This is a genomic window from Mucilaginibacter sp. BGA-UO-ETr-C110 (genome assembly GCF_059567985.1).
This window is the reverse complement of the sequence record NZ_JCAQPB010000002.1, coordinates 2,854,115-2,867,915: the sequence shown is the minus strand read 5'-3', so window position 1 is coordinate 2,867,915 and position 13,801 is coordinate 2,854,115. Positions and strand designations below refer to the sequence as shown.

General features: G+C 45.0%; 12 protein-coding genes. 5 read left to right on the top strand and 7 right to left on the bottom strand.

All coding sequences use genetic code 11. From position 1 onward, the window contains the following. Nucleotides 1-144 precede the first annotated feature (144 nt). Nucleotides 145-2,292, bottom strand: coding sequence for an FUSC family protein (locus tag AC57BQ_RS12570; RefSeq protein ID WP_496406609.1), 2,148 nt, complete (start codon nucleotides 2,290-2,292; stop codon nucleotides 145-147). A gap of 293 nt (nucleotides 2,293-2,585) precedes the next feature. On the opposite strand from AC57BQ_RS12570, the gene AC57BQ_RS12565 reads away from it, so the two are divergent. Beyond that, entirely contained in the window at nucleotides 2,586-5,159 is a 2,574-nt protein-coding gene (locus tag AC57BQ_RS12565) for a phosphoenolpyruvate carboxylase (RefSeq protein ID WP_496406608.1), read from the top strand. 337 nt (nucleotides 5,160-5,496) lie between these two features. Here AC57BQ_RS12565 and AC57BQ_RS12560 read toward each other — a convergent pair whose 3' ends face one another. Beyond that, complete coding sequence (locus tag AC57BQ_RS12560) at nucleotides 5,497-6,129, bottom strand: YdeI/OmpD-associated family protein (protein WP_496406607.1); 633 nt, start codon at nucleotides 6,127-6,129, stop codon at nucleotides 5,497-5,499. A gap of 313 nt (nucleotides 6,130-6,442) precedes the next feature. On the opposite strand from AC57BQ_RS12560, the gene AC57BQ_RS12555 reads away from it, so the two are divergent. Beyond that, nucleotides 6,443-7,414 carry a quinone oxidoreductase family protein gene (locus tag AC57BQ_RS12555; protein WP_496406606.1) on the top strand — a complete coding sequence of 324 codons (972 nt, stop codon included), beginning with the start codon at nucleotides 6,443-6,445 and terminating at the stop codon, nucleotides 7,412-7,414. Between the two features lie 268 nt (nucleotides 7,415-7,682). Here AC57BQ_RS12555 and AC57BQ_RS12550 read toward each other — a convergent pair whose 3' ends face one another. Beyond that, entirely contained in the window at nucleotides 7,683-8,213 is a 531-nt protein-coding gene (locus AC57BQ_RS12550; RefSeq protein ID WP_496409473.1) for an RNA methyltransferase, read from the bottom strand. Between the two features lie 106 nt (nucleotides 8,214-8,319). Then, nucleotides 8,320-9,486 carry a galactokinase gene (locus AC57BQ_RS12545; RefSeq protein WP_496406605.1) on the bottom strand — a complete coding sequence of 389 codons (1,167 nt, stop codon included), beginning with the start codon at nucleotides 9,484-9,486 and terminating at the stop codon, nucleotides 8,320-8,322. A 222-nt stretch (nucleotides 9,487-9,708) separates the two neighbouring features. On the opposite strand from AC57BQ_RS12545, the gene AC57BQ_RS12540 reads away from it, so the two are divergent. Together AC57BQ_RS12540 and AC57BQ_RS12535 are read left to right on the top strand one after the other, a co-directional pair. Then, complete coding sequence (locus AC57BQ_RS12540; RefSeq protein WP_496406604.1) at nucleotides 9,709-10,149, top strand: VOC family protein; 441 nt, start codon at nucleotides 9,709-9,711, stop codon at nucleotides 10,147-10,149. 41 nt (nucleotides 10,150-10,190) lie between these two features. Then, complete coding sequence (locus tag AC57BQ_RS12535; protein ID WP_496406603.1) at nucleotides 10,191-10,481, top strand: YciI family protein; 291 nt, start codon at nucleotides 10,191-10,193, stop codon at nucleotides 10,479-10,481. A gap of 921 nt (nucleotides 10,482-11,402) precedes the next feature. Here the strand turns inward: AC57BQ_RS12535 and AC57BQ_RS12530 are convergent. After that, the gene (locus AC57BQ_RS12530; protein ID WP_496406602.1) at nucleotides 11,403-11,816 is read right to left on the bottom strand and encodes a hypothetical protein; all 414 of its coding nucleotides are present in this window, start codon (nucleotides 11,814-11,816) and stop codon (nucleotides 11,403-11,405) included. 79 nt (nucleotides 11,817-11,895) lie between these two features. Further along, on the bottom strand, nucleotides 11,896-12,753 hold the full coding sequence (locus AC57BQ_RS12525; protein WP_496406601.1) for an aldo/keto reductase: 858 nt from the start codon (nucleotides 12,751-12,753) through the stop codon (nucleotides 11,896-11,898). A gap of 75 nt (nucleotides 12,754-12,828) precedes the next feature. Between AC57BQ_RS12525 and AC57BQ_RS12520 the strand changes: the two genes are divergently transcribed. Next, nucleotides 12,829-13,314 (top strand): DUF6526 family protein, encoded by a 486-nt coding sequence (locus AC57BQ_RS12520; RefSeq protein WP_496406600.1) that lies wholly within the window; start codon nucleotides 12,829-12,831, stop codon nucleotides 13,312-13,314. Nucleotides 13,315-13,344: 30 nt separating this feature from the next. Here the strand turns inward: AC57BQ_RS12520 and AC57BQ_RS12515 are convergent, their stop codons facing one another. Beyond that, entirely contained in the window at nucleotides 13,345-13,749 is a 405-nt protein-coding gene (locus AC57BQ_RS12515; RefSeq protein ID WP_496406599.1) for a DUF1761 domain-containing protein, read from the bottom strand. Nucleotides 13,750-13,801 lie beyond the last annotated feature (52 nt).

Sequence of the window (13,801 nt, the reverse complement as noted above, 5' to 3'; positions counted from 1 at the left end):
TTAGATAACAAGCATGTAAAAAGCAACAAACTGTGTACAAAAAGTTATGTAAAGCACTGTGTGAAAAAAAGTTGCAATCATGCCAAAAAAGCAAAGGCGGCCAGTTAATTACACCAATCATTAACAAGCGTCATTAGTTTCATCTTACTGCAAAATATTGTCAGTTATTTTGGCAATATCGTAACTGATCTTGTTGATAAATCCTAACTGTTCTTTCAATAAGGTATCCTCTGCGGATAATTCAATCTTTTCGGCGTCGCTAACGGTTGTTGTTTTACCTATATTGAATTCAATTGGCTCCCCCAGAAGCTTTTTGTTGCTTTCATTTAATACCGATATACTTTTCTTAACCAGTTTAAGCGCTTCGGTGTGTGGTAACTGCGATTCCGTTTTTACCAGCCCCGATGCGATATTGGCGATGTACGACGACAGAATATGGTTTAAAACCACAAACTTATGTACGTCTTTTACTTTACGTTGTTTGCTTTTGGGTTCCGACGTCATCCGTTCAAAAGCAGCCGATAAGTTGGCCGATTTTACATACACATCCTTACGGGCCAGTTTGTACATGGTGGTGCCGGTAACTTTGCCCGATAAACTTTCGGCAATGGTTATCAGGTAATTGATATTGGCCACGATCACATCACGCAGGGTTTCCTGTATCTGGTCAAACTCCCAGGTAGGGAATATCATGTAACTGGCAATAAACGCGATGGACGAACCGATGAGGGTGTCCAGTATACGTTCCTGCGCTACATTCAATAAGCCTACACCTAAAAACTTGAACAGGATAAGTACAAAGGGCGTCATAAAAATTACCGATACTACATAATTTAATCTTGAAAAGCTATAGGTGCCGATCATAAACACTATTAAAAAAATAAATTGTACAGTGTTATCAGGTATAAAGCTTAAGATGAGTATGCCGATAGCCCCCCCGCAGATAGTGCCGATGAGGCGCTGGTAATTTCGTTGTTTAGATAGGCTAAAACCGGGTTTCAGGATCACAATGATAGTGAGTAACACCCAGTAACTATGATGTCCCTGGGCCACGGTTTTGGCCGTAATAAAACCCATCAAGCAAACCAGCGATACCCGCAGTGCATGTTTAAATGCGCCCGAATCCAAAGTGAAGTTATCAAAGAAGATGTGTGGGGCGTAATCCTGGTGCGTAACAAACTGTGAGTACTCCACTTCACCGCGCAATTCGGTTGATTTGGGGGCTGTTTTGGAATGGTAATAATTATATATATTGTTGATGCTCTCGCTCAAGTCGCGCAAGTTGATCAGGATCTTTTTGAGTACCAGGTTACTGATCTCCTGGTTGTTTTTGCCTATATCATCAATCTTTAACTTTAGTTTTTCCAGCTCCAGGTTAAAATCGGTAAGATGACGGTTGCGGGTATTTGACAGTACAATATAAGCGATCTCGTCCAGCTCATCGGCCATGTGCTGTAGTATTCGGGCAATCTCGTTCAGGATGCCGGTATCTTTAAACCGTTCGCGTATCTCACTGTAATCATAATGGGTAGCCATGATCTGTTCAAACATATCTACCAGGTCAACAAAAGTTAATACCAATACCCTGCTGGCCCCGGTTGATTCCTTAACCAGCACCCGGCTTTTAAACAACAGCTCGCGTACGGCGTCCTGGTGCTGACTAACCTGGATCTGTTGCGATACCAGTTTACGGTAATTATCATCAATATCTTTCTCGGGTAAATAAAAGTCGGCTTTGATCCTTAAAAACTTGGCAATGTCGGCTACGTTCTCACCCAAGGCTTGCTGTGCCGCACGGTAAGGCCTGATGCCAAAGAATATCAAACTGAAGGCCATGTACCATAAACCACCTACCAGGATAGTGGCGCTGTACCACAGTACATTGCCAGCAGGTTGGGCCTTATCCATCATAAATATCATGATGAGCAGGGAGCAGGTGCCCACAGAAGCGGCTCGGTTACCATAAACCGTAAACATGGAGAACAGGAACGAGAACAAAGTGATCTCTAACCCAAGCGTATATAAATTAAGCCGGGCAAAACCGGTAATGGCCGCTACCAGGAAAAGGCATAAATTGCCTATAGCCATAGAGTTGCGCTTATGGGTTACCGGACCGGGATTGTCAATTACACAAATACAAAGCGCTCCCAAACTAAAGGTAAGACCCAGATCAAACTGGTTAAATTCCAGCAACACCAGCGAGGGCAGGAGTATACCCGCTGTGATACGTAAACCGTCAGAAAAATACTGGCTGTAAAAAAAGCTTTTTATTTCCCTGGTATTAATATTCATCAAAATAGTGTTTGTTTTTGGCAGTGGCCGGGCAATACACAGGCAAGTTATAAAAATCTTTGCTTACAGCTAAACGGCATAATTTCTTTAATATCATTTTGATTCTAAATCAGGCTGTAAATTTACAATAATTAAATTTTTTTGCCTTGTTTTAGTAAAATTGATATCAAATTCATAATACTATTATTAAATTTGTTACTTTTAGTTGAAATTTAATTTTAGATAATTAAATTCACCCCCGGTTTGCGCAATAGCCGGTACCACTCAATTTTAACCCAATTATATTTTGAACTATGTCATTAACTTTAAAACTCAGTCAGCGGGAAGCAGCTTTTAATAACGAAGTTGTAACCAGGTTTGAGTTATATAACAGTTTATTTCAAACATTACCATTTTATCAGGTAAAGGATACCGGTATTTTATTGCCGTTTTTTAGTTCACATTGCGAAAAGGGCGCCATTAAGCAGGCCTCACCAACGGATATCATTGAGTCGTTCTTTAAAAAGTATGTACCGGATATTGACCATCGCGAGCAGATCAACCGCATGTTCCGCTTTATCCAGTACATCGAGCGTCAGGTAGTTTTATTTGATGCTATTGAAGATTCGTCTTTTAATAAACTGGGTAAGTTTGATGATTCAGGTAATCTGCAAAGCTTACTGGCACAAGCCACCAACAGCGAGGAAACCCGCGCTAAGATCAGCGAGAAACTAAAAGACTTCTCGTTACGACTGGTACTGACCGCGCACCCAACACAGTTTTACCCGGGCACGGTACTGGGCATCATGACCGACCTGATCGAAGCGGTGAAAAACAACGATATCAACAATATCGATGTGCTGCTGCAACAGTTAGGCAAAACCCCTTTCTTTAACAAAACATCACCAACACCGGTTGACGAGGCCATCAGCCTGTCCTGGTTCCTGGAGAATATATTTTACCACGCCGTATCGGGCATACAATCAAAACTCGAAGAGGAGTTTGATATTGACGCCGCCAGCAGCCGTGTGTTGGAGCTTGGTTTTTGGCCGGGTGGCGATAGGGACGGCAACCCTAACGTAACTACACAAACTACCAAAGAGGTGGCCAGCTTTTTAAGGCAGCGCCTGTTCCGTTGTTACTACCGCGATTTCAGGGTGCTTAAACGTCGCATCACTTTCCGTGGGGTTGAAAAGGCTATGGCCAAACTGGAGAAACTGCTGTACAAAAATGCCAACGAACATCCGGATTCTAAAAATCTGCAGGGCGAATTGCTGAGCCTGCTGCAATCTATCAAGCAAACTATCATAACTGATCACGACAGTTTGTTTGTGGATATTGTGGAGAACCTGATCCAGAAGGTACGCTTGTTTGGCTGTTATTTTGCCACGCTGGATATCCGTCAGGATAGCCGCGTTTTACGCAGCGTGTTTGATTATGGTGTAAAAAATATTAAAACAGGTATTGTTAAAGGCTATGCCGATCTGGACGAAGAAGAAAAGCTAAAACAGATCAGTTTTAACGAAGCCGATTTTCATTGCCCGTCTGACGCGGATGCCATGACGCAGGATACACTGAATACCATCCGCCTGATGCAGGAAATTCAGCAAACTAACGGCGAAAAGGCATGCCAGCGTTTTATTATCAGTAACTGCCAGCAGGCATCTGATATTTTACAGCTCATCGACCTGTTTTTATGGAGCGGATGGGAAAAAGACAGCCTGAGTGTCGACTTTATGCCACTGTTTGAAACCGTGAACGATCTTTCCCGTGCAGGCGAGATCATGGAGCAACTCTACACGCATCCGTACTATGCCGAGCACCTGAAAAAACGCGGTAACAGGCAAACCATTATGCTTGGTTTTTCTGACAGCACCAAGGATGGCGGCTACCTGATGGCCAACTGGTCGATATATAAAGCTAAAGTGGAATTGACCGCTATGGCCCGCAAATATGATATCAGCCTGGCGTTTTTTGACGGCAGGGGAGGTCCACCGGCACGTGGCGGTGGCAAAACACACCGTTTTTATGCCTCCATGGGTAACGAGATCGCCAACGATCATATCCAACTAACTATCCAGGGGCAAACCGTAAGCTCACAATATGGCTCGGTAGAAACTGCCCGCTTTAATATGGAGCAGCTGATCAATGCGGGTATCATATCGGCTCTGCACCCAAATCATAACGACTTGCTGGATGAAAGGCACAAAGCCCTGATATCGGAAATGGCAGGCGAAAGCTATGAGCTGTTCATGGCCCTGCGCGCGCACCCTTTATTTGTGGAGTACCTGGAGAAATTCAGTCCGCTTAAATTGTTATCGCGTATCAATATCAGCAGCCGCCCAACCAAACGGAACGCCGGCGCACCATTGAAACTGGAAGACCTGCGTGCCATCAGTTTTGTAACTTCCTGGAGTCAGCTAAAACAAAGTATCCCTGGTTTTTATGGGGTAGGTACCGCTTTGAAAAAGATGAAAGACAGTGGCAACTGGCTCGAAATAAAAGAACTGTACCGGACATCCGGTTTCTTTAAAACCATGCTGGATAACTGTGCCATGTCCATGTCGAAATCTGATTTCAGGGTGACAGCTTACCTGGAAAAAGACAAAAAATTTGGCGCTTTCTGGAAATTACTGAAGGACGAGTTTGAACTGACCCGCGAAATGTTGCTTGACCTAACCGGAAGCACTGTGCTGATGGAAGAATACCCGGTTGAGCGCCGTTCTATCGCCATCCGCGAGAAAATAGTATTACCACTCGTGATCATACAACATTATGCCTTACAGAAGCTCAATAGCAGCGACGATAGCGAACTGATTGATATATATGATAAGCTGGTGATCCGTACCGTTTACGGCATCGTGAACGCCGGTAGGAATTTGGCGTAAGAGCCTGGTGTTTTATACGTGTTTGTCATTTCGAACGAAGAGAGAAATCTTTTGCGCGCGATAAGTCTGGCGCAAAAGATCTCTCCTCGTACCTCGTTCGAGATGACATTTGTTAGCAATTTAGGAGCCTGGGCCCAGCGCGATTCCTTCCCTTGGGAAGGGGAGGAAGGGGTTTCAACGCTGGCTAAACCCCTCCCTGCCTTTACGCTTCATCCATCGCACCCCTCCCGTGGGGAGGGAATTAAAAATCTTTCTGATACACACCGCCGTCGCTCGGCTCCAGCCGAGTGACCACTATTACCCAGCCTCCGGCCGACGATATGACAAGTGAAATCGCTTATTTATCCGAAGGATTTTTCTTTTTATTGATCAGCATCTCTACCATTTTAGCCATGCGATCCTGGCGGGTTTTTTCCTGTTTGGCGCTGAGTATCCATAGTACATATTCCTTTTTATGGCTGTAGGCCAGCTGCTGAAACCAGTTCAGTATATCGGGATGCTGTTCCAGTGATGCCTTGATATCATCGGGCAGGGTCACGGTTTTTTTATCTACATCAATATAGGCGCTGTACTCGTTATTCCGCACCGCCTCATTACGGCCCGCCGAAACTTTTACCTTGTCCACCGGGCGAAAACGCAGGGCCGTCCATACCTCATTAACCGCTGCCGAGGCTACCGGACGGATACCGTATTGAGCTGGTGCATCCCAGCTGCTCATCATCTCGAGGTCGGTTGTGATGCCCGAATTCTTTTTAGGGTAGATGATCCAGAATATGGTATCATCCTTTAGCAGTGGAACGATCACTTTCAGTTCATCTGCCAGTTCCACACTATTGGTGACAAACAGCTGTACGCCGTTAAAACTACCCGCGGTATTGTGTACTATCTCTACATCATCGGGCAGAGGCTCCAGGCTTTCGAGGTAGTTAGCCGGCGCTTTATGCAATAACCAGCGTGTGTTGGGTTTCATCTGCAATTTTTTGGCAAGGGTGTTCATGAGGTTGGTTTATTGAAAACTATGGGATAGCTAATTTAATAACAATTTGTATTAAAGTGCTTTTCCCTTTATGTCATTGCGAGGAGGAACGACGTGGCAATCTCTTCGCATTCAATTCAAGAAAGCGTAGTGTGAAGGTGCGGTGAGGAGATTGCCGCGCTACGCTCGCAATGACATGCTTTATAAGTCAGACTGGATGATAGGCAACGCACATTCCTGCATTTGATAACAAATGTTATCGTCCGACGCTGTTTGCCACTCTACTTTTGTGTAAACAACAAATAAAATGAAAGCAGCAGTAATGTATCAACAAGGAGGTTTACCTCAATATACAGATTTTCCGGAGCCGATAGCTCAAAACGAGGATGAAGTACTGGTAACCGTAAAGGCGGTAGCCATCAAACATTTGGATAAAAGCAAGGCCAGCGGCAAGCACTATTCAAGCGATGCGCCAAAAGAAAACGGAAAGGTCATCGGGGGCGACGGCGTTTGTCTGCTTGCAGATGGAATGCGCGTATATGGCATGGGTATAAGCGGTATGCTGGCTGAGAGAGCGACCATTGATAAAGACCGCATTGTGAAAATTCCGGATGGCTTGGACGATGCTACAGCGGCAGCCCTGCCCAACGCGGTGATCGGTGCAGCCATGGGTCTCAAATTCAAAGCAGATATCCAGTCGGGCGATGTAGTACTGATCAATGGGGCCACCGGTTTTACCGGGCGCGTAGCGGTGCAGATAGCCAAACACTACGGCGCCAAAAAAGTGATCGCAACGGGCAGGAACCAGGCTTCGCTGGATGACCTGTTATCGCTTGGTGCCGACGAGATAGTTTCGGTATTGCAGGATGATGAAAGTTTTAAAGCGCAATTGGCCGTGATTCATTCTTCTACGCCTATTGATATCATTATTGATTACCTGTGGGGACATACCGCCGAAATGATACTCGCCTGTATAAAGGGCAAGGGCTCATTTACCAACCGGGTGAGGTATGTATCCGTAGGCAGCATGTCGGGCGACCTGATCCAACTATCGGCCGCAAACCTGCGCAGTGTCGATCTGCAATTAACAGGCTCGGGTTTGGGCGCATGGTCAAAACCACAGGTTGGGCAGCTTTTTAGTCAGATCTTACCCGAGATGTTTGCGTTGGCAGCAGCGGGTAAGCTCAAGGTTGAAACCATCACCGTAAAATTGGAGAACATCGCCGAACTTTGGGATCTGGAAGTGGATAGCGGTAACCGTTTGGTGGTGGTTATTTAAGTGACTGATTTTGCTAAAAAACTTCGTAAGTCTTTAAAGCCTCGTGTCTGTCACCCTGAGCCTGTCGAAGGACGTGCGTAGAGGCCTGCCCACCATGATTCGACGAGCTCAGCATGACAGCCTTTGTCTAAAGGGTTGGGGCTTTTACCACTATGTCATTGCGAGGAGGAACGACGAAGCAATCTCCTCGCGTTCTCATGGATAAGAATAGCTACGAGATTGCCACGCTTCGCTCGCAATGACATGGATTTAGTTAAATGCATTTACCTTATATCGCCATTTTGGCAAAGAAATCCCAAAGGACTATCCCTGCCGATACGACGATGTTAAAAGAATGTTTGGTACCGAATTGAGGGATTTCGATACAGGCATCGATATTTTGCATTACCTCATCGCTTACGCCGTTTACTTCGTTGCCGAAGATGAGGGCGTATTTTTCATTATCAAGCGGGGTAAATTCATTGAGCATGGTGCTGTTTTCGGCTTGTTCAACGGCTATAATGCGGTAACCATCCTTGCGCAATTGCTCTACAGCCTGCAGCGGGGTTTCGTAATAGGTCCAGTTAACGGATTGTGTGGCGCCAAGGGCGGTTTTTTCAATTTCGCGGTGCGGGGGCTGGGCGGTAATTCCGCAAAGACAGATCTGCTCCACCGCGAAGCCATCCGAAGTACGGAAAATAGAGCCTATGTTGTGCATGCTGCGCACATTGTCCAGTACAACAGCAACCGGCAGCTTATCCTGTGCCTTAAATTCATCAACCGAAGCCCGGTTTAGCTCATCTAATTTTAATTTGCGCATAGTTGGTGGTTGATGGTTCATAGTTGATGGTTCATAGTTGATGGCTTCACCATTTACTTACTATGATCTATGAACCATCAACGATGAACCAATATGCGCAAAAGTATTAATTAACCAGTAAATTCAGCAATCCTACGCCATTACCGATCAGCGAGTTGTAAACGGATGGCGCATAGCCAATTTTTTTGGTGTAATATTCGGTTATTTCAGCGCTGTAATTATCAAATGCATCGGCTTTAACCAATGCTATAGCGCAACCGCCAAAACCTGCACCGGTCATGCGGGCACCGGCCACGTTGGGATTGGTTTTGCTGTATTCGGCTACGGCATCCAGTTCGGCACCGCTTACTTCGTATAAGTCGCGCAATGAATCATGCGAAGCATACATTAACCGGCCAAATTCTTGTAAGTTATTAGCGGCCAGCGCTGTTGCGGCCAGTTTTACACGGTCGTTCTCTTCAATCACATGTTTGGCGCGGTTCAGCACTACCGGGTTGGTGATCAGGTGTTGATATTTTTTGAATGTATCGGCATCAATATCGCACAGGTGATTGATCTCCAGCTCCTGTTGCAGGGTTTTCAGCGCTTGCTGACATTCCTGTACACGTTCGTTATATTTCGATTCCGCCAGTTTGCGGGGTTTATTGGTGTTGATGATAGCCAGCACATGATCGCCCAGGTTACTGTCAACCGCCTGGTAATCCAGGGTGTCGCAGTTCAGCATCAGGGCCTTGTTCTTTTCGCCAAAGGCAACGGCAAACTGATCCATAATACCACTGTTTACGCCGATAAAATTATTCTCGACAGATTTTGACAGTTTAACCAGGTCGAGCTTGCTGTAACCACAGTTAAACAGATCATTCAGGGCATAAGCTGTAACTACTTCAATAGAGGCTGATGAGGATAAACCAGAGCCGATAGGGATATCGCCATAAAAAAGCATATCCAGGCCTTTTAGCTGATGGCCATCCTTACCAAAATGATCTATGACACCGATAGGGAAGTTAAACCATTCGTCGCCAGTTTTTTCATAACGTTGCTGAACAGGGATATCGTCCTGGTCGGTAAAGTTTAAACTCCTGAAGCGAAAAACGCCATCCTCATTAGGGGATATTAACAGGTAAGTTCCGAAAGTGATGGCGCATGGCATAACCAGTCCGCCGTTGTAGTCAATATGTTCGCCGATAAGGTTTACGCGACCGGGAGAAAAATAGGTAGCGTCGGCCTCTTTATTATAAAGCTTAGTAAATTCCTGCTGCAAAGTATTCTTCATTATTTCAGGTTAGTTATTTTGGAATAACAAATATTGTAAAAATTGTCAAATATACATTTATAAAATAAATTTAAAATAGAAATTTTTAATTTTTTCGGACAATGATGTGGCCGTGCAGGAGGTTTAAATGTATAGTTTTACGATAACAAAGGCAAACAGAACAGTAACTTACCTGTTGGATAAAATAATTGGAAGCAGTACGCTTAAATTAATCAGAAAACAATGACAACGCTAAACCCTTACCTTGTTTTTAAAGATAATTGCGAAGAAGCTTTCAATTTTTATAAAGTTGTTTTTGGTGGTGTGATCCTGTTCATGGGGCGTTATAAGGATGTACCGCAGGCGGATAAAAAATTATTTCCACTTTCGGCAGATGAAAAGATCATGCATGCTTCTTTACAAATTGCCCCGAATACGGTTATCATGGGCTGCGATAGTATAGAAACACACCAAGGATTAACACCCGGGATCGCCAATAATTTTTATCTCTATCTCAGCACGGTTAGCCAGAACGAAGCTTATCGCATATATAATGAACTATCCGAAGGAGGACAGGCCACCATGCCCATAGGTGAAACTTTTTGGAGCACACATTACGGGATGCTGGCCGATAGATATGGGATCTGCTGGAAGATCACCTTTGATCCCGATAAGAAACAATAACAAAAAAATCACTAATTCAGTAAATCATTAACTCACTAATTATGAAGCAATACCTGGTTACGGGATATGATTATACAGATGACGGCGCATTGCAACGCCGCATGGATGTGCGCCCGCATCATTTAGATGGTGTAAGAGTGCTGAAAGAAAACGGTAATTACGTGGAAGGAGGGGCTATATTGAACGACGAAGGTAACATGATAGGCTCCGTCATGATCATGCAGTTTGAAACCGAGGAAGCCCTTGGCGCCTGGAAACAGAACGAACCCTACATTACCCAAAAAGTATGGGAATCGGTTGATGTGAAGCCGTTTAAAGTAGCGGTGGTTTGATAGGGAAACGAATAATCAAAAGCATGTCATTGCGAGCGAAGCGTGGACAACCGACCGTAGGGAGCTCATTAATACCTTAAAAACAATTAACAACATTAATAATCGCATACTATACAGGGCGTAAATGTATGACGTATACCCGCTCTTGGCCGCGGGAGGGCCAGTTACTTTTGTCGCCACAAAAGTAACCAAAAAGGCTGTCACCAGAAATGCTTCTTTGCCGCACAGGGCCTTGCCCTGCAAATCAGGCACAACCACGGGCTGCTAAACCTTGCCTCTACTTCGTTCGCTCAATCCCGGGCTTCGGCAAGGTTCGCTAATGCCCCTCCGACCGCACAGGCCAGTATTGTTCTGCCCGCTTTCACCCGAAGCTGTTCTGCTGACGGAGGAGAATATTAGATTGGAAAACACTCCTCTCTCTACGCGTCATTGCGAGGTACGAAGCAATCCCCGATTTGCAGAGCCACTCTGTATAGTTTAGAGATTGCTTCGTACCTCGCAATGACGGGGGGAGAAAAACGAAATGTGTAGACGGGTGAGTAGTCTACGATATTCATTTTCCGCCACCACATCTACCCATAATTTTTCGTATATTTATATCAACAGCAGCCCGCTTGTCTTTTCAGGAGATCAGCGGGCTGTTTTAGTTAAGGCAAAACAAGACTAAAAATGGAGTGTTTTGTTGTTAGCTATTTGATAATCAATAAATTAATACTTTTTAAAGTTTTAAAAACTGCTCAAAACTGTGTTGAAATTTGTTAAAAAGTGTTAAAATGAGGGTTTTTCAACGGTTTTTGACCCGTTTTTAGCCCGTTTTCGGGCAGAAAAGTGTTAAAATTTAAGCTTTAAAAAGTTTTAAGCTAAAAAAGGGGAGTGCCAGCACGCGCAAAACCATGACCGACCGTTTGGTCTGTCGGGATATTAAATGGCGGCGGTCCAGGTGGTCAGTTGCCAGTAACCCTCCGCATCTTTTTTATAAAAGGCGGTATAGGATTTTCCCCGCATAGTAAAGTTGAATGAAAATTCCTGCACCGAACGATCGTGGGGTAAAAAATGCGGTAGTACGCTGTTGGCGGCCAGGGTAATGGCTTCGGTAAAATCATCGCGGTTCTTCTGCTGCTGGCTGGCCTCCTGCAGGGTATGAGCTGCATAATCGGCATAGGTGGCAAACTCATATGCACTATTCTTTAGCTGTCGGGCTGCATTAAAAGCTGCTTCGGCCCATTGTTCTTTGTAAGTCTCCATGGCCTTTAGTAGGTCGGGAGCGGATATTTCGGGTAAACCATCGTTGCTGGTGGTATTATAGCTATTCAGGATCTCTTCTTTACTTTTCATGTATGTGATGATGATACAAAAATAAAAGGATGCCTGTATATTATGGCATCCCTTTATTTTACCCGTTTGGCAGAGCTGTTTATTTGATGTCTTTCAAACTTTCCAGGATCAGCAGATCGGCTTCGTCCAACTTGATATCGGCTGCTTTCATGTTCTCTTCCAGGTGCTCCACGCTTGATGTACCCGGAATAAGCAGGATGTTTGGCGAGTGGTGCAGTAACCAGCTTAAGGCTACCTGGTGAATGGTAACGCTATATTTATCGGCTACACCCTGTAAAATCTGCTCGCCTTTTACATTGCCACCACCCAGTGGGTACCAGGGTATAAAGGCAATATTTTGTTCGCGGGTATACTGTAGTTCGGCTTCCCATTTGCGGTTATCAACGCTGTACATATTTTGTACCGATACCACTTCAAAAAATTGCTGCGCGTGTTTGATCTCGTCTACGCTAACTTCGGATAGGCCAATGTGTTTGATCTTGCCCTGCTGCTGTGCTTTTTGTAAAAACTCAAAGCTTTTTTCGGCAGGAACGTTTGGATCTATACGGTGCAGCTGATATAGGTCGATACGGTCCTGTTTCAGGCGTTTTAAGCTACCTTCCAACGCTTCCTGGAGGTGAGCCGGGGATGAGTCGATATTCCACTGGTTAGGGCCTGTACGCAGGAAACCGCCCTTGGTGCCAATGATGAGACCGGCAGGGTAAGGTGCAAGCGCTTCGGCTATTAGTTCTTCTGAAATATTGGGGCCGTAGCTATCGGCGGTATCAATAAAGTTTACGCCCAGTTCTACAGCCCGTTTAAGTACACGGATGCATTCATCCTTGTCTTTGGGTGGCCCCCAGATGCCCTGGCCGGTAATGCGCATGGCACCGTAGCCCAGGCGGTTTATGGTATAGTCGCCACCTAATGTGAACGTTTTTTCAAATGTGTTTGCCATAGTATCAATTGTTAGTATTAAAATCAACTCAAATATGCTTGCATTGTTTAAAAATATTATAACCCGATTGTAATAATGGCGTGTGCCAGTGGTAACAATTTAGTAGTATCTTTCACCAAAAAACAAGCCATGACCTCACAAAACTTCGCCAACCATAAACGCACTGCTGCAGGCTTCCATTATTTGTTGGGAGGTATGCTTATTGTAGGATTGATAGTTTCTATGGTGAATGTGGTGATGCAATGGCAGACGACGGGCTTTTTGAGCGCCTTGCTCATTATGCTGCTTTTTGGCTGTAGTTTGCTGATGGGCCTGTTTGCACGCATGTTTCCGCTAAAGGCGCAAGACAGAGCCATACGGGCCGAAGAAGGTCTGCGTTATTTTATACTCACCCGCCAACCGCTGGACAATAGACTTACCATAGCCCAGATAGCTGCCCTGCGTTTTGCCCCCGATGATGAACTGGTTCCCTTAATAGAAAGAGTGTTAGCCGAAAATCTATCGGCAACTGAAATTAAAAGAGCCGTCAAAAACTGGCGTGCTGATCATCACCGGGTGTAGATTAATAGTTAGAGTTTAGTATTTTTCAGCCTATCTCCACCAGCCTATAATGGTGCCCATCAGCGTTAAAGATACCAGGCTGTAGCCTCCGTTTATAAATATCAGTCGCCAGCTTTTCAACTCAAACAAGCCTTGTATGGCAATAGCGCTGAATGTCCACACGCCGGCCAGGGAACCCGCTGTAGCACCCCAGGATACGTCTGTTTTAGCATCGGACAGGAACATACCCAGGTTAATGGCCATGATGATGGAAAATATAGCCGAAATGCCAAAGGTACGGGCTTTGTTGGATGTCTTTAATTCGTCGGGAGTAAGCTTGTTATCAGCCATCCAGGGATTGGCGAACAGTAATGGGGAGTACCAGATACCGCCAACTAAAAATGCCGAAACACCGGCCGCTACCACGGCCAGCCAATTGATGTGTGAAAAATCCATAATGATAAGTTTATGTGTTTCATAAATCTAACCATTATTGGAGTAAAGAGCA